We start from the raw sequence: 17,499 nt of genomic DNA, 5'->3' as shown, positions 1-17,499 counted from the left end.
CCGCCTCTCTATTCTTCCAGGATTTCCCCATTGGGGGCCGTTCCTTTTATTTCATAGGACATGTCCCACAGATCCGCCTTTAACACCGCAGTATAACCCGCTTTCTTCCACTCAAATGTCATGCAGCTTACCTGTACGTCAACAGAGATCTCGGAATCAAAGGAAAAAGCCGGAAAACGGGTTCTGAAGCGCAGCATATCAAGCTGTTTCCTGACGACTTCCTTGTGCAGCGCCTGCTCCATCTGTTCGGTTGATAAATTGGTTCTGTTAATTTCCTTATGGCCGGCTGCACCGGCTTTCTTGACTGCCTCATGGTCGTTCTTCCCTGCAAACAGATCCAGGTACCAGATCTGTGGCTTACCGGGCATAAACAGCTGCAGCGCGCGGGCCATGAGCATTTTCCTGTCGTTTTCCCCTAATGCGCTGTAATAGGTGGAATTTACCTGATAATAAATATTTTTCTGCCCATGAAGGTCTTTTACCATTCCGCCTCTTGCAACTACAACGTCAATTAGCTTTTGAATGCGCTCCTCCGGAATCAGCCCTTTTAGATCCAACAGCGGTATTCCGTCATGGCATCCAAGCATATTTACTGTTTTTATCTTCTTTTGAATGATCTCATCCGCCCATGTTTTCAAGACTGTGCCGTCCGCATTCTCTAAGGCATCGATGATCAGGCCCGGCAGAAAGAAATCATAGGTCAAATATCCCTTTGAGGAAATCACTTCATAATTCTTTTCCCCATAGCTTGCATGAATCTCAGGCAAAAGTGACAGACCATGTTTATCTGCCAATTCCTGCACTTTTTTTAAAACGTCCCAAGTGCCGGGTTCGTTTAAGAAGTTTTTCTCCCCCGGTTCCTTGGGGGCATAGGCAAACGCATCAAGCCTTATAATTTTTGCACCGTATCCGGAAAGCTGTTTTAAGACCGCATCGTAAAAATCCCATACCAGCGGTGACTTGATATTTAAATCCATCTGGCCCAGATATTTCCTGTTGGATTCCATGTACTCCACAACCGCCTCCTTATATGGGGCGTACTTTCCAAATTCAATTTCTCCGGGCTTCTTTCCCGTCTCAAGACCTTCCTGAACCAGATGCACGATTTCGTCTGCCGCGTAATACTGCATGCCGGCTGCCTTCATAATATCCTGCGCATCTAAAGCAGGATACCTGACCTCCTGATAAAACGTGTTCCAATAAGGAACATTTTTCCCATCCGGAAAACGAACCATCAGAATCGGAAGGCCCGGCTTTCTAAAGAACATATTCTTTATGTATTCTTCCTTTGGCTGGATATAACCTTCCGGCGTCATCTCCCCATAACCATCCCAAAACTGGTTCCAGTCAATGAAGAAATCCCTGTAGCCTGAATTCTCTCCGTTTTTAAGAATATCCTGAAATTGTTCTGAAAGTACGGAGGCATGGTTTAGAATAAAGTCCAGCTTCAGGTCTACGCCCATCTGGCCAAGCTCTTCGAGATCCTCAAGTTTTGCGAGCTGATCGTTCAGGTCGTAACTGATCACAGAAAATCCCCTGTCCAGGTCCGTATGAAACAGACTTGGAAGAATATAAAAGGAACGAAATGTATCTTCAAATTCCGGTTTTCTTAAAATACCGATGATATCTGCCAGTGTCCCGCCCATGCTGTCCGGATAAGCATTCAGCATTGGGGCGTTATTTGTACTTATATTCTTCATCTTTCTCCTCCCCTCAATTCTTCATAGGTTATCAGACTTCCGGGTTTAGAAATGATGATTTTCGCCTTATGCGCCTGTGCGTCCAGCATCTGCTGTTCAATTTCCAAAACCCGCATAGTAAACGGACTGTCGGTCTTACCGTCCCTGTTTCTGCTGCGTCTGTGGGCGAGCGTTTCTTCCGGCGTACTGTTTAATAAAACAGGAATATCAACGCCCTCATAATAGTCACTGTTTCCGTGGGTCCATTCGATTACTAAGACATGGATTGCTCTGAAATCAACTTTTTCATACCACAAGTCGCACTCTGTTCTCCCCATTCTTTTGAGCCAGATATTTTCTGCGCCCATTTTAAACTGCCTTACAATCTCCGATATCTCGTCAAAATCTATCTCATGCTTTGTTCCAAGATACCCTTTCAATCCCAAAACTGCTCCGTCCAGATATGTCTTGAACCAAGGGTACTGATTGAGATATTCCTGATTCGCATCATCGTCTTTTTCCTGAAGACTGCGAAGCGCAGAATATACCTCCTCATCCAGCATATCTGCACTGGCCAGTGCCTTTACGCCCGACTGTCTGAAGATACGGAGCCTTTCCGCATCGTTATATTTTGGAATGCGCCTCGGATAATTATCTCCCGAAAGCGTATAACTCCCAATCCCCAGCTGGTTCAAATACCAGGAAAGCAGCGATGCAATCTCTGATTTACCAACCCCGGAACCGCCGCAGACTGAGATAACCGCCTTACCGCTTTTACTGCTTTCAATGACATCCGGAAGTATTTTCAGTAGTTCTGCAAAAATGACTTTTGACTTTCTGATATGGTCCGGCCCAATGCATACCTGATCTCCGGGCATATCGCCGTGTGGAATGTCCGTTCCTGCTTCCGGAATGTTTCCGTTTTCTGCTTTTTTTAAAACCTCTATCATATGATCCATAATATCCTCCGTTCAACTAATTTCTTACCCATCCCGTGATGGGCAGCAAAATCACTGTAACCGTTCAGAAAGACCTGGACTGTTACAAACTACTCTTCAAATTTACTGAAAACCATAACAAGCAGATGGCTTTTTATGCTCAGTACTAATGCCCCTGCTATAAGCCAAATGAAAACCGCATACAGATACCATATAAAACACGCACAGATCACCGCGATATTGCACAGCACAAGAAGCAGGCTGACGCCAAACTTCCCGGTCCCGATCATCAGGGCGCACTTTAAAACATGAAGTGTGCCGGCATTAAACCGGGCCAGCAAAGCAAATGAATACTCACCTATGATGGCAGCCATAAGCGTAACAACCACAATGACCGACAACAGTACATAGGAGAGCAGTCCCAGATCCAGGTGCCAGACGATATACCAGTCTGCCGCTAAAACAGCCGCCGCAGTCAGCAATATGAGTTCCAGCAGAATTCCCTGTTTCAGGTTCTCCTTAAATGATTTCAGAAAAGACTGCATCACATTCGGCGATTCCTTTCTGGCTATCTTCATGGCGGTATAATGCTTAGCTGTCATCGCCGGTCCGATCGTAACAATCGGAATCGAAAAAACGAGCGTAAATAAAAGTAACTGCAGATAATCAAAAAATGTATCCAACAGCTGCATTGCCTTATTGTCCGTGCTAAAAAATCCCATATGTTTCTCCTTTACCCAAATCATTTTCATATGCAATCGTATCTTCTACGTCTTTGAATGGCCTGTACAGCATATCCATAGTTCTATCCTGAACAGCTGCGGGTAAGCTTACATTTCCACCGGCGGAATCAGTATGGCCGTCTGTCCCGCCGGAACTTCAACAAAATCCTTTGTAAATGTCCCGCCCAGGCAGACACAGACTGAGGAAGGATTATATACCGTCTTTCCATCCACTGAAAATACCAGCCTCCGGTATGACTGTACATATTCCCTGATCTCGCCGTTTGACGCATACCACACGTCTTCGTGCCCGGCTATATTTTCAATAAAGTTTTCAATATGCCCCCAGTTATCATTCTGGTCGAATTCATAGCTGTGTCCCCACACATAGAACAGCTTTGCGGGAGTCAGAAGGTTAAAGTACATTCTATCGGATAAAAACGCCTCTGCCAGATCCCATATTTTATCATCGTCGTGATGGCAGGTCGGATTCCAGGTAAGAAAATTTTCAGGAATATCAAATTTATGAGTAGAATCTATCGTCCGTGCATATGTAATTCCCGAAGCTTCAAGAGCCTTTATCACCACTTCATCATAAGCGCCGAATGCATAGGCATAACCAGTCACTGTTTTTTGGTACAGGATCTCAAGTGCTTTTCTGCTTTCCAGTATCTCTTCTACGCACCTTGCAGTATCCATGCCTGTCAGACACTCATGATACTGGCCATGGGCCGCTGTCTCATGCCCCTTATAGAGTACTGCCGCTTCCTGTGCGTCCACCTTCACATGGGGCACTTCCTTTTTTCCTGCGGCAACTGTGCCCTTTCTTCCAAACAGGCCTGGATTCAGGTTAAACGTTGCCTTTACATGATATTGGTTGAACAATTCAACCAACCTTCTGTCCTGTGTGATTCCGTCGTCGTAGCTCAGTGTGAACGCCTTTCTTTTTCCCTGCGGGAATAACATTCTGTCATTTACTTGTAAACTCATCTCCGCTCTCCTTTCCTCCGGCTGTCCGTTTTTTGGTAGCAGTTCAGGCTTGTCTGAACTGTTACGGTTTATTTTTTCAGCAGATCTCTGATCAGCCTTGCCATATTTACCGATAGCAGCGCGTAATGGTCTGTCGCATACATCACCTGGCTGCATACCGAAACGTGCCGGTTGAGGATATCTTTCCAGAACCATTCCGCCGAAATATACAGCATGCCGTACCTCTCAATGGGCTCACACAGCATAGCGCGTACCCGGTTATCAACTGTACAGCCCATGCAGCCCCTGGCAATCTGAATGATCCGGCCGTCTTTTAATGCCATTTCCGCCCGGCCGTTTTTTTCTACATAAGAAGCCCCCATGATTTCTGCAATAAATGATGCCGGAATCATGCAGTATTCTCCCCTTACTTTTGCCTTTCCCTGCAACCCGTGGTATTTTAATTTTTGCCACATCACAGACTTTGCGGGCATTTTCATCTTTTTCCCATGAACCCAGGCGTATGCACAGTCCGGTGCGGCTGCAAAGCAATACTCGTCCCCCTCTCTCTTACAGATCGGTTCCATATATTCGATTGTTCCATCTGCTTTTCTTTTTGAGCCGGAAAAGAGGTAGTCCCATACAAGCTCAGCCTCGTCAAAGGTCTGTCCGTGATCCCGGTTCTTCACGTCGCGGAAGACATAATCCGCCTTCTTCCCCCTGTAAAACGCAAAATTATTTTCCCCTTCTATCTTTAGCTCCGGCAGTCCCACGCATTCATTGATTCTCAGCCAGTATTCTCTGTTTTTAGCCACCACGTCTTCCACCGTGTCTGTGCTGCCCGGCGGCGACTGGTCAAATTCCATTCTGGCCTGCCAGACTGTGAGCGGACCGGCATCATTGACCGGGTTACCGTGTTCATCAAATAAAAGGCCTATGGTGCTCGGCCCCGCAGAACCCGCCATTGCCGCAAAGTGATCCCCATAATGTCTTGCCATCATCGCCGTCATTGCATTTCCAAGGGACATGCCCTGCATATAGATCCGTTCTTCATCAATATTGTATTTCTTTTTCATGATCTCCAGCAGCTCAAAGACCATCCTGACATCATTATTTCGGCTGATGTCATCCGGAAAATCATGCATGTAGATCCCTTCCTCATTGGGCGCGGACAGCTCTTCAAATAATCTTCTTTCACACTCGATCTGCCAGAATCTGCGCCGGTGCGCATTTGGGTAAACCACAATAAATCCCTCTCTGTCCGCCACGAGCGACCATGAAGTATAGATGCACTGTGCCCACCCCGTCATAATCCCGCCGTGCATGGAAAAGACCAGGGGCGTCTTCCTGGAAGGATCATAACTGTCCGGTACATATTCATACCAGGTATCATCCTCATCGTCGATCAGGCAGGCCTTCATTTCCTTAAGATTTGCCGGATAGACCTGGGAGTTGTTCCCATTCTCATTGACAACAATCTCGCTCTCCTTCAAGCGTTCCGGCAGATATTCACGATTGTCGTCATCCGGGATTCCCGCCAGAAGCTTTATTTTTGTCGTTTCACTCATATTTAACCTTTTTCCTTTCTTATACCTTATTCCGCAGTTTACTGCGGATCCGCCCGCAGGGCATGAATTACGGGGTGCCCTTTGGGTATACCTTATTCTGCAGCTGTGCTGCAGACCTGCCCGCAGGGCATGTGTTACGGGATGCCCTTTGGGTATACCTTATTCTGCATAGATCGGCGTTTTCCGAAGCGGCAGCCATTCGTCCAGGGCCTTTTTCAGATATGGATCCCAGAAATTCCAGTCGTGGGTATAGCCCGGCGCCTCCTCATAATGGAAGCTGACGCCCAGTTTAGCCAGGGCATCTCTGTCGCGCCTCACAACATCCCGGATAAAGTCATTTTCCCCCACAGCGATAAATATTTCCGGCAGTTCTGTCCCTTCTGCAAGGTGTCTTTTTACATACCCGCCCAGATCATACTCACTGTCTCTTAACCGGTCCGGATCTCCGAAGGCGGCCTGCATTCTCCGCATTTCCAGCGTCCGCACCTGTTCAACAAATGCATCCGTATCCACGCTGCATCCAATCCCGCCCGACAGATCCACGCAGGCTCGGTACAAATCCGGGCGTTTTAACCCAAGTGCCAGGGAACCGTTCCCGCCCATGGCCAGCCCCACTGCGAAGTTATCTTCCCGTTTTGGAGAAGATGGAAACATCGTCTGAATGACCTTGGGAAGTTCCTCTGTCATAAAAGTAAAATATTTGTAGCCATACTGTGTATCCATAAAAAAACTGTCATTTACCTGCGCCGTTACCGTCATCACACAGTTTTCTTCCGCATATCTTTCTATATTTGATTTCCGTACCACACAGGTATCATCGTCTCCGCCCCCGTGGAGCAGGTAAACGGTCTGCAGTTTCATGCCCTCCCGGTATTCCCACCGCCGCCTGGCAGCCACACCTTCTTCCCGTTTCGGTTCAGTGAGAGGGTAATAGGTCATATTTTCCGATGGAAATGTGACCGTAACATTCGTGTGCAGGCTTAAAATCTCTGATCGAAAGCTAAATCTCAATAATCCCATAATCTCTCCTTTACTGCGTCCTTAGTTGCAAACGGATCGTTACAGTTCACACATGGCCTATCACCACGCTGATAGGCCGTGCTCAACAACGGATCCCTTTACGGAACCTTTGCCGGCTGATTTACCTGGCGCTGATATTTTTAATCCATTTTCCTCCGCGCAGCCTGTAAAAACATAATATGCATTTTAATATTTCATCGATCCTCAGCGCACAGTAGGTCCAGAATGCAGGCGCTTTGAATACAACTCCCACAACGTATCCCAGAGGCACGCTGGCCGCCCATAAGAAAATAATGTCTGCCACCATAAGAAACCTTGTGTCCCCGCCGCCTCTTAAGACTCCTTTTGTAAGAATGCTGTTAATGGATCTGAAGAAGACAATAAACGCAATCGCCCACATTAACTGACGGGCAATCATTTCTGTTGCCTTTGTAATGTTATAGCAGGAAATAATCGGCCCGGAGACAAGCAGTATCACGACTCCGGCCACCACTCCCACTACAATGCCAAGCCCGACAAATGCATCGGCCTCTTCCCTTGCCCTTTTTGCATCGCCACTGCCCAGAGTATGCCCTACTACGATGCTGCTGGACTGTGCCACTCCCTGTGTCAGGACGCTGCTCATCTGCTGGATCACCGCCGTGATGGAAAATGCCGCTACAAACTGGGATCCGATGCGCCCGGTGATCATCGCTATGACGTTATTGCCAAATCCCTGTAATGTATCACTGATCATGACAGGAAGCGCAACTTTCATGAATTCTTTATTTAAATGTTTACTTCTAAGCAGAATATCTTTCAATTTATATTGGATTGACTTGTCGGCCAGAAGAAGGTACCCGAAGGTAATCCCAAATTCCAGTATTCTGGCAAGCAGTGTTCCCAAAGCGGCTCCCACAACCCCCATTGCCGGAAATCCCAGTTTGCCGAAAATGAAGATATAATTAAAACCGACATTTGCAAAAAATGCCAGGATAGCCGTATACAGCGGGATCTTCACCTGTCCCACACTTCGCAGTATGTTTGAGCCGATCAGCGAAAGCCCGCAGAATAGGTAGCAGTATGCCGAATACCCAAAATATCTGATACCTTCCGATATTACCTCTGCATCCGCTATATATGTGCGCATAATCGCGCCCGGGAAAAACAAGGTTGCAAACGTAAAGAGCAATGAAATAACCAGGGCAAACTTCAGCGCAATGGATACTGTCGTTTTCAGCGCATTTTCCCCCAGGGTGCCTACCATAATATTGTCCATCATATTCACACCGATCGTAATCAGGCACTGCAGGGTGATCGGCACCGCAAGCTTTACTGTTTTACTATAGAAGCTCTTATCCGATGTAAACAATTTCATGGCTTTACACCCCTGGCTTCCCCTTTGTATACCAGCCAATTGTCTTCCTGGTTTAACCGGTTTTTCATGGCGGTAATTTTTACCGTTTCGTTTTGTTTTTCAAACCTCATGATGGTCAGTGCCCAGCTGCTCATCCAATGTATGGTGATCTCCAGGGTATATCCGTTGATGTACCGCGCCGTGGCGCAGTATGCCGTAAGATCGGGAAATACATTGTCTGTGTTCCTCAGTACGAGCTTCCCGTCAAATCCCGCTTCGAACCTGGCATAACCGTTTACCTCCAATATACAGCGGTCTGCTTTCATTTCCAGCGTAAATTCTTCCATCTCACCTTTTCTGTCTTTTGCTCTGTATAATGCAAACATATCAGTGCCTCCCGGAGGCGCAAGCCCCAGCCAGGGTGTTGGATTTCCTTCTGTCACTTTATACTTGCCACTGAAATCAAGATCCGGGGTTATGTCATTCGGTCTGTCCGGCATAAACTCCATATTTTTTTCGATTTCCAATAACCGGTTATATTCCTCTTCATTTTCTTCTAAAGGCTCATCTGCGATCTTCAGAAGAAGTTCTTCGTAAATGACATCCAATGTGCGCTGCGGCCCGTATGGCGCTATGGCTCCCTCATGGACTACCACTGCGACCCGCTTCTTAGGCCACACGATTCCATACTGCCCCTGTGCTCCGTCAAACCTGTACACACCGGGTATGCTGCAGGCCCAGAGCTGATAGCCGTATCCACATTTTCCGTCCTTTTGTTCCGGTGCGTATTCATTCTCAATCTGAACGGAGAGGGCCTCTTTTATGTAATCGGGGTCGACCAGCTGCCTGCCGTTCCAGCTGCCTCCGTTCATATACAGAAGCGCCAGCCTTAAGTTGTCTTCCGTCGTGGAAAATGTAGCCGGTTCGGCATCCAGGCCGTTCGGCCACTTCAGCCACACGAACCGTTCCCCGTTGATTCCGATCTCATCAAACAGCCTTGGGGTAAGGTATTCCTTTAAATTCTGCCCCGTTTTCTTTTTGATCACTGCAGATAACATGCAGGCGCCGGACGTGTTATACATAAATCTTGTTCCCGGCTTATATTTCATAGGAGTCCGAAAATAGTCCCCGATCCAGTCTTCCCCGATTTCCGGATGGCGTGCATGCCCGTTGGTCATGGTAAGGACATCCCTGATTCTGATCTCTTTCATTAATTCTGAAACTTCAATATTTCTCTCTTTTATTTCTTCTGCAAAGATATCTGTCATTTTTTCTTCTAACGACAGCTTGTGTTCCATAAGCGCAATTCCGACCGCCGTTCCCGTATAGGTTTTCCCAAGAGAGTTATTGCCGTGGACCAGGTCTTTGCTATATGGCGCCCAAAAACATTCTGCAAATACTTTCCCATCCCTGGCAGCCATAAATCCATGCATACTTGCCCATTCATTCGTGAGCTTTTCCAGGCACCGCCTTACCTAACTGCTTTCAATCCCTGCATTTTCCGGCGATATTCTTTCCAATTCATCATGATTCGGCATAATTTTCTCCTTTCTTCGACCTTTGATTCATTTGCGGCGACGTTTTCCTTACCGTGAACAGGAAAAATACAAGCGCTCCCAGCAGCAAGAAACCGCAGATATCAAATATAGCGGTAAATCCCGCTGTCCCCGCAAACATTTGTACTACACATCCGCCGATCATCGGACCAACGCCCTGACAGATATCTCCCCCCAGATAATATGTACTCGTGGCAACCCCGCTTTTTTCGGTTCCTACCGTATGAATGCAGCCTGCCTGGAGAGACGGCTGTGCCGCGCCCTGTCCCAGTGACCTGACGGCCCCGGTCACCAAAATCAGCAGCAGCGTCCTGCTTCTTCCCAGCATAAACATAGCCGATGCCGTAAGCAGCAGGCCCGGCAGAACTGTAATGGCAATCCCCTTTTTATCCATCAGTTTGCCTGAGAACGGCCGGATGATAAACAGGACAATTGCACACACCGTAAAATAGATGCTGATTCCCTTCACTCCGATCTCATCCGCATATAAGACTAAATACGATGCAACGATCCCGTTCGTAAACGAAAAGGTCCCCGCAACCAGCGTAAATGGAAGCGCCTTCACCGCAATAATATCGCTGAACCCGATTTTTTTCTTTTCCACTGCAGGCTTCTTCTCCTCATGGAAAAAGCATAAGATAACATACGCTATGACGGTCAATATTGCAGAAACCAAAAATGTGGCTTTCATTCCAACAATATCCGCTATCGTAATTCCGATACCCGGAGCCACTGCGGAGCCGACTACCATGCCCAACCCCAGATAACCGATCCCTTCCCCCATTTTGGTCTTGGGAATATAACGGGAGGCCAGAGAAATCTGGCAGGTTCCGGATAACGCGAAGCCGATTCCATTGATAATCCGAAATCCGACCAAAAGGGGAATCTGCGTTGTCAGCGTAAAACCGAGCAGTCCAATCCCCATGAGCACATTGCTCCATTTTAAAAGCGTCACATTACTCAACCGGTCCGCCATGATTCCGCTGAAGGGCCGGCAGCACAGTGAAGTCAGAGAAAACAGTCCTACGATAAACCCTGCGATGGCCACCGTAGTCCCTATATTCACAAGATATTTGGACAGAATTGTGGCAGTCATATAAAATGAGAAAGCGTTTAATGTGTTGACAAGAAGTACTGAGATATAATGTTTATTCCACAATCTTTCATTCATTATTTTATTTCCTTTATATTGTTAATAATTATGGAGTTTCGCAAGCGAAACTCGCACCTGCGACGGCCGCATCGCGGCATCTGCCTTTTACGCCGCAGTGCGCATCCCCCGGAGGGCTTACTGTTTAGCGCGCAAGTAAGGAACACTTGTCTGTTAAACAATAAGAGAGGGCAACGCCCTCTCTTGCTAGTATTTACAACGGCTGACTTATTGTTCCGCGAGCCATGCATCAAGCTGCGCCTGTTTCTCTGCGATGATCTCATCGATTCCGGCATTTTTAAGATCTGCCTGGAATTTCGGAAGTGTGGATTCGATATCCACCTCTCCGTACATCAGCGGCGTATAGTACTGCGCCACAACATTTGCACAGGCCGTCATCTGATCCGCAACCTTTGTGGAATCAAATGTAAACCCTAATGCCAGAGACTTATCACAGGTTTTATTCTTTTCCAGCATCTGATCGTAAATATCTTCCGGTTCGTAGTACCATGTCTTGCAGAGCATTACGTTCGGCCAGTATGCCATAGATGCCGCTGCCCAGCCAAGGTCTGACATGCCGCTCTTGCCCTCCGGATATACCATCTGTCCGTCTTCATTCAGTTCATAATCAAGTCCCTCGATACCATTTGCAGCCAGCTGTGCCGCTTCCGGATCGGTATATAACACTTTCAGTATCCTCATAGCCGCTTCCGGTTCTTTACAGAAGGAACTGATATGCCACATATAGGTTGTTGCATCACTTGTCGTAGAAAGTGCGTCTGTCACCTTTGTCCCCTCTAATTCGAGGTTATTCTGTGCAATCGTTGCTTCCATAGATACCTCTGCATCCCAACCGTACCCGGTCGTTCCGTTTGCCACGCCCATCAGAAGGTTCATCAGGGACGCATTGCTGTTGCTGAGCGGATCCGGGCTGAATACACCTGCTTCCTTCCACTCTTTAACATGTCCCAGCCAATTTTTAAAGTATTCGGATTCATAGAAATTCTCAACCTTTGTGCTTTCTGTCGGATTCGTCAGGACTCCCAGGTAATTTGTGTCGCCCAGGTAGTCAATGCTCTTTGGAACCCAGTAAGCCTCCGTTGAACCCGGGATGTAATAGCTGTCCGGATTCGCCGCTTTAATCTGCAGGATGGCGTCAGACATACTGTCAATATCCGTCACCTTACTCCAGTCTACATTTGCTTTCTGAGCGTCTTCTGTTCTGGCATAGTAAAGATTTTCGGTACAATAGGAATACATACATGGAATGCCGTACTGTTTTCCGTTAACCTCTCCGCATTTTAAGTACTGTTCCATTCCATCCGCGAATAAATCTGTAATTTCACTTCCTTCGGATTCCAGCAGGCCGTCAAGCTCCATAACCTGTCCGTTCGCTACGAGATTGGAAACCGATGTGTACCAGAAGGAGTTAAATAAATCCAGTGAATCATCTCCGCCGCCTGTCAGCATCAGGTTCAGCTGTGTTGCCCAGTTACCGAATTCAATCCCCACCAGATCCACCTCTGCATGGGCCTTTTCTCTCAAAATCTTATTCAGTTCTTCTTCAATTGCTTCTTCATCCGGTGATGGGAACACAACGGAATATGCCATTTTTATTACAGGGTAGTCTTCGTCTGCCGCCTGATCCTCTGTTGCTTTCTGCTTGTCGTCCGCCTTCTTTTCCGATGAGCTGCACCCCGTGAACAGAGCCGCCGCCATGCTGAGTGCAAGCAGGCTGGCAATTATTCTTTTCTTCATAAACTCTTCCTCCTTTTCGTGGATCTCTTCTTCATTTATAGCCTTTGCGCTTTGGCCTTTCGTTGTCTTGCATGGACATCATACCAAATCCGAATGTTGCTCTTCTATCATTTTTTTGTCCTAAAACATCAATTTTTTAATATTCCACACTATTTTTTTTACATTTTCGTCATCTTTATATACTATTTATTTTTTAAAATCAGAATTTTGACAGTTTGAATCCGTTTTTTGATAGAATTTTGTGCACCTTTCCACTACATTTATAAGTAAGACGCCAGATGCCCCGCCGCAAACAGCTTCAGATTTGCAGCACACCACACGGCAGAGCGTTTGGCCCTTCGGCATCTGCCAATTGGACATACATACCAGTCTGGCTCGCTGCCCACGGGAATAAAGGAATGTAAAAATCAAGGAGGTTCTTATGAAACAAGAAAAATTGAAAGTCAAGAAAAAGGGAATGTCAAGGCACCGGATGAAAAGATATATCCCGCTTTATCTCATGATACTGCCAGGTCTGATTTACTTAATTATTAATAACTATATGCCAATGGCCGGGCTTGCACTGGCATTTAAAAAGGTCAATTATTCCATCGGCCTTTTCGAGAGTCCATGGTGCGGACTGGACAACTTCAAGTTCTTATTCAGTACCAATGATGCATTTATCTTTTTCAGGAATACAATCCTCTATAATCTGGGATTCATCTTCTTAGGGAATGCACTTGGTGTATTTGTAGCTATCTGCTTGGATTCCATTTATAACAAGTTTTTCAAAAAATTCAGCCAGGTGATTATACTGATACCCTACCTGCTTTCGACAGTCATCATCAGTTATATAGTATATGCATTTTTAAGCGGCAATAATGGTTTCATGAACCTTACTATTTTACCGATGTTAGGAATCAATCCGGTAAGCTGGTACAATGAGTCCCAATACTGGCCTTATATTCTGATACTCGTATATCTGTGGATGACGTTTGGATACAGTTCTATTCTTTACTATTCCACATTAATCGGAATTGATAAGTCCTATTATGAAGCTGCGGCAGTAGACGGCGCAGGTGTCTGGGCTCAGATCCGCCACATTACACTGCCGGCCCTGAAACCAACGATTATTACACTGGTCCTTCTTGCCGTTGGCCGGATCTGCTACTCGGACTTTGGCTTGTTCTATCAGATCCCGATGAACAGCGGCCTTCTATACTCAACGACTCAGACCATCGATACCTATGTATACCGTGCCCTGTTAGAACTGAACGATATTGGCCGTTCCACAGCCGGCGGTTTCCTGCAGTCCATACTTGGCTTTATCTGCGTATTTACCGCAAATGCAGTCGTATCGAAGGTAGACAAAGAAAGCAGCTTATTCTAAATACAGGAGGGAAATTTAATGATTTACAAAAATAAGATTTTTCGTTTCATAATGGGATTCATCATGATTTTATTCGTGTTGGCGTGTATCCTCCCATTCGTACTGTTAATTTCAAGTTCCTTTACTTCTGAGGTTGCGCTTGCCCAAAATGGATATTCCTTCATTCCTTCCGAATTCTCTTTATCCGCTTATAAATACATCTGGAGCGTAAAAAGAGATGTACTTAGGGCTTACGGTATCAGCTTTTTAGTTACAGGCGTGGGCACGGCAGTAAGCGTAGTTATGACGATGCTGTTTGCCTATCCGCTGTCCCGGAAAGATCTTCCCGGAAGAAGAGTTCTTTCCTTCATCATTTTCTTTACTATGCTGTTTAACGGCGGCTTTGTGCCGACCTATTTGATTTATTCACGGATCTTCCATATTACGGATACCATCTGGGCATTGATCGTTCCCTACCTGTTAATGAATGCCTTCTTTGTCATTATGATCCGTACCTACATTAACACAAATGTACCAAATGAGGTGATCGAGGCTGCTACGATTGACGGTTCAGGCGAATTGCATACGCTGGTAAAAATCGTCGTTCCCATGTCCAAACCGATCATTGGCACTATTGCTCTGATGACTGCGATTGCATACTGGAATAACTGGACAAACGGCGTATACTTTATCCACACCAAAAGAGAACTTTTCGGCATCCAGAACTACTTGAATTCGGTTCTCAGCAACATCGCCTTCCTGCAGTCACATTCTGACCCAAGCGTAAAGATTACTGAACTCCCCAGTGTCAGCATCCGTATGGCGCTGGCTGTGATTGCCCTGTTACCGATCCTTGTCGCTTATCCGTTTTTCCAGAAATCCTTTGCCAAGGGAATCACGGTAGGATCTGTGAAGGGTTAGAGGAGGCCGCCCCATGAAGAAAATAGAAAATAAAATCATGCTCATCACTTATGCCGACAGCATGAGCAAAGACCTAAAAGAACTAGATGAAATACTGGGCCGGCATTTCAAGGATGCCATCGGGGGGCTGCATGTACTTCCCTTCTATCCCGCATCCGGTGACCGGGGATTTGCCGTAATCAATTACGATCAGGTAGATCCCGCCTTCGGAACCTGGGACGACATCGACCGGCTGGCCGGACAATATTATATGATGGCGGATTTCATGCTGAATCATGTATCGATCCGTTCCGGAGAATTCCAGGATTATATGGAAAACGGCGATGCTTCTCCCTACAGAGATATGTTTATCCACTGGGAAGAATTCTGGCCCGAAGGAAATCCCACCGAAGAGCAGTACCACGCTTTGTACCGCAGAAAAGCTGTATATCCATACATTGAATTTACAAGAAAGGACGGGAAAACCGTTCACTTGTGGAACACCTTTTTTGAGGAACAGATTGACATCAATCCCTATGCTAAAGCCACGAAGGATTACTATGCAAGAAATTTAGGCACAATCAGCAGCCATGTCCCCCTGGTCAGATTTGACGCCTTCGCTTATGCCTCGAAACGCCCCGGGACAAGCTGCTTTTTTGTAGAGCCGGACATATGGAACGTTCTGGATATCGGCATGGAGCCGTTAAGGAAGACGCAGACCGAAATGCTGCCCGAAATCCATGAGAATTATCAAATCCAGCTTAAGATGGCCAAGAAGGGCTATTGGGTCTATGACTTTGCTCTTCCTATGCTTTTACTCCACGGGCTGAAAAGCGGAAGAACCGACCGGCTGATCCACTGGCTTAACATTTGTCCGAGAAAGCAGTTCACCACCCTGGATACACATGATGGAATCGGTGTCGTTGATGTCGCTGGTTTACTCACAGAAGAAGAAATTGATTATGTGAGGGACGATGTGGATGAAATCACCAAAGAAGCAAAGCAGTACATCAAGCTTCCCAGCATGATTACAGCAAAGGACGGCAAGTTTAAAAGCTACCAGCTGGGTTCCACCTACTACTCCGCACTCCGGTGCAGTGATCGTGCATACCTGATTGCAAGAGCCGTACAGTTTTATGCTCCCGGTATTCCCCAAATATATTACGTGGGCCTCCTGGCAGGAGAAAACGATATCGAGAGCATGAAGACGAACCCGGATCCCAGAACCATCAACCGCCACACATTCTCCAGGGAAGAGCTGGAAGCTGCGGTCCAAAAGCCGGTATGTAAGCGCCTGTATGAACTGATGCGTTTCAGAAACAATTATGAAGCTTTTAACGGAGACATCACAATCGGTGAAGACCGCGGCGATGGTACACTTACGATAACCTGGAAAAAAGACAATTATTACACGGCCTTAACAGCTGATTTCAAAGAGCTTACTTATCAGATTGTGTATTATGACGAAGCTTCCGGGCGGGAATGTATCTTATAGTTTTATAAAATATCAAAGGAGATTACAATTATGTCATTATTGACCTACAATTTTGAAAGCGAATATCTAAACAACAACCACCAGATCACCGTCATTCTGCCGGATAAGAAGCGTGGAATATCCCCCGCAGAGTTTTATGGCAGTAATAAAAAATATAAGGTTCTCTGGCTGCTCCACGGTACATACGGCGACGATACCGACTGGCTCAGAAAAACGAACATTGAGCTGTATGCCGCAGAAAAAAACCTTGTAGTAGTATGCCCTTCCGCCTTAAACTCCAATTATTCAAACTGGCCGAATGCAATGCTGGGTTACAATATGTATGATTATTTCACAAAAGAACTGATGCCCCTGGTCTATGGCTGGCTGCCGGTATCCGATAAAAGGGAAGACAACTTTATTGCAGGCCTTTCCATGGGCGGGCGCGGCACCATTAAGTTTGCGGTAAACTATCCACAGTTATTTGCCGCTGCCGCTGTGCTCTCTGCAGTACCTGTTCCATTTGATGAACTAAGGCCCGGGCACCCATGTCTGATTATGGACACTGCGAATCCCCGAATGGTACAAACGATCGAAAATGCAGGAGGCTTCGAGGCTTACGTGAATTCAGAAGAAAATGTATGGACCCTGATTGATGAACTGGCTCCAACCGGAGATCTCCCCAGGCTGATGTTCGCCTGCGGACACGAAGATGCAATCCTTTACGACAGATATAAGATATTCCGGGAGCATTGCAAAGAAATCGGGCTGGATGTCAAATGGTTTGATCTGCCAGGATATAAACATGAATGGCGTTTTTGGGATCTCGCAATACAGGAGGCACTGGTGTTCTTTGGGCTGGAAGATACGGACTGCGGGAATCCCTTCTAAATCGGGATATAGTGATGAGCTTTAGTCTCGGCGCGGATGGGGGCGCTCCATAAAGGGATAGCCGAAAGCCTCCCGGAGAACATCCATGTCCTTTCAAAAACGCTCAAAGCGGGCCTAAGAAATTCTAGGCGGGAAACAGCCCTGAAAATGGAGCACCACTGACACATCACGAGAAATCCGATGATTTCTC

14 protein-coding genes are annotated in these 17,499 nt (G+C 46.5%); 4 read left to right on the top strand and 10 right to left on the bottom strand.

Annotated elements, in window-relative coordinates; genetic code table 11:
* Nucleotides 1-8: 8 nt before the first annotated feature.
* From GKG43_RS11545 to GKG43_RS11500, 10 genes are all read right to left on the bottom strand, one after another.
* Nucleotides 9-1,700 (bottom strand): glycosidase, encoded by a 1,692-nt coding sequence (locus GKG43_RS11545; RefSeq protein ID WP_129879118.1) that lies wholly within the window; start codon nucleotides 1,698-1,700, stop codon nucleotides 9-11.
* A complete protein-coding gene (locus GKG43_RS11540) occupies nucleotides 1,697-2,638 on the bottom strand; it encodes a hypothetical protein (RefSeq protein WP_330581553.1) in 942 nt (313 codons plus the stop codon). Before GKG43_RS11540 ends, GKG43_RS11545 begins: the two co-directional genes overlap by 4 nt.
* 89 nt (nucleotides 2,639-2,727) lie before the next feature.
* Nucleotides 2,728-3,339: a YesL family protein gene (locus GKG43_RS11535; protein ID WP_050640189.1), complete on the bottom strand. Its 612-nt coding sequence runs from the start codon at nucleotides 3,337-3,339 to the stop codon at nucleotides 2,728-2,730.
* A gap of 108 nt (nucleotides 3,340-3,447) precedes the next feature.
* The gene (locus GKG43_RS11530) at nucleotides 3,448-4,329 is read right to left on the bottom strand and encodes a polysaccharide deacetylase family protein (protein ID WP_050640190.1); all 882 of its coding nucleotides are present in this window, start codon (nucleotides 4,327-4,329) and stop codon (nucleotides 3,448-3,450) included.
* A gap of 68 nt (nucleotides 4,330-4,397) precedes the next feature.
* Entirely contained in the window at nucleotides 4,398-5,876 is a 1,479-nt protein-coding gene (locus GKG43_RS11525) for a PHB depolymerase family esterase (protein ID WP_129879117.1), read from the bottom strand.
* 159 nt (nucleotides 5,877-6,035) lie between these two features.
* A complete protein-coding gene (locus GKG43_RS11520) occupies nucleotides 6,036-6,896 on the bottom strand; it encodes an alpha/beta hydrolase family protein (protein WP_129879116.1) in 861 nt (286 codons plus the stop codon).
* A 121-nt stretch (nucleotides 6,897-7,017) separates the two neighbouring features.
* On the bottom strand, nucleotides 7,018-8,253 hold the full coding sequence (locus GKG43_RS11515) for an MATE family efflux transporter (RefSeq protein WP_129879115.1): 1,236 nt from the start codon (nucleotides 8,251-8,253) through the stop codon (nucleotides 7,018-7,020).
* Entirely contained in the window at nucleotides 8,250-9,665 is a 1,416-nt protein-coding gene (locus tag GKG43_RS11510) for a serine hydrolase (protein WP_129879114.1), read from the bottom strand. The genes GKG43_RS11515 and GKG43_RS11510 overlap by 4 nt, the downstream gene beginning before the upstream one ends.
* Nucleotides 9,666-9,756: 91 nt before the next feature.
* Nucleotides 9,757-10,959, bottom strand: coding sequence for an MFS transporter (locus GKG43_RS11505; RefSeq protein WP_055155133.1), 1,203 nt, complete (start codon nucleotides 10,957-10,959; stop codon nucleotides 9,757-9,759).
* A 207-nt stretch (nucleotides 10,960-11,166) separates the two neighbouring features.
* Nucleotides 11,167-12,696 carry an ABC transporter substrate-binding protein gene (locus GKG43_RS11500; protein ID WP_129879113.1) on the bottom strand — a complete coding sequence of 510 codons (1,530 nt, stop codon included), beginning with the start codon at nucleotides 12,694-12,696 and terminating at the stop codon, nucleotides 11,167-11,169.
* 421 nt (nucleotides 12,697-13,117) lie between these two features.
* On the opposite strand from GKG43_RS11500, the gene GKG43_RS11495 reads away from it, so the two are divergent.
* From GKG43_RS11495 to GKG43_RS11480, 4 genes are read left to right on the top strand one after another with little or no spacing between them, the layout of a single operon-like run.
* Nucleotides 13,118-14,065 (top strand): ABC transporter permease subunit, encoded by a 948-nt coding sequence (locus tag GKG43_RS11495; RefSeq protein WP_129879112.1) that lies wholly within the window; start codon nucleotides 13,118-13,120, stop codon nucleotides 14,063-14,065.
* A gap of 18 nt (nucleotides 14,066-14,083) precedes the next feature.
* Nucleotides 14,084-14,965, top strand: coding sequence for a carbohydrate ABC transporter permease (locus GKG43_RS11490; protein WP_129879111.1), 882 nt, complete (start codon nucleotides 14,084-14,086; stop codon nucleotides 14,963-14,965).
* Nucleotides 14,966-14,978: 13 nt separating this feature from the next.
* Nucleotides 14,979-16,439: a sucrose phosphorylase gene (gtfA, locus tag GKG43_RS11485; RefSeq protein ID WP_129879110.1), complete on the top strand. Its 1,461-nt coding sequence runs from the start codon at nucleotides 14,979-14,981 to the stop codon at nucleotides 16,437-16,439.
* Between the two features lie 30 nt (nucleotides 16,440-16,469).
* Entirely contained in the window at nucleotides 16,470-17,309 is an 840-nt protein-coding gene (locus GKG43_RS11480; RefSeq protein ID WP_129879109.1) for an alpha/beta hydrolase family protein, read from the top strand.
* Nucleotides 17,310-17,499 lie beyond the last annotated feature (190 nt).

Source organism: Eubacterium sp. BIOML-A2, from assembly GCF_009680135.1.
Lineage (GTDB): Bacteria > Bacillota > Clostridia > Lachnospirales > Lachnospiraceae > Faecalicatena > Faecalicatena contortus_B.
Note: the sequence above shows the minus strand (reverse complement) of the source record. Positions and strands in the feature narration are given on the sequence as shown.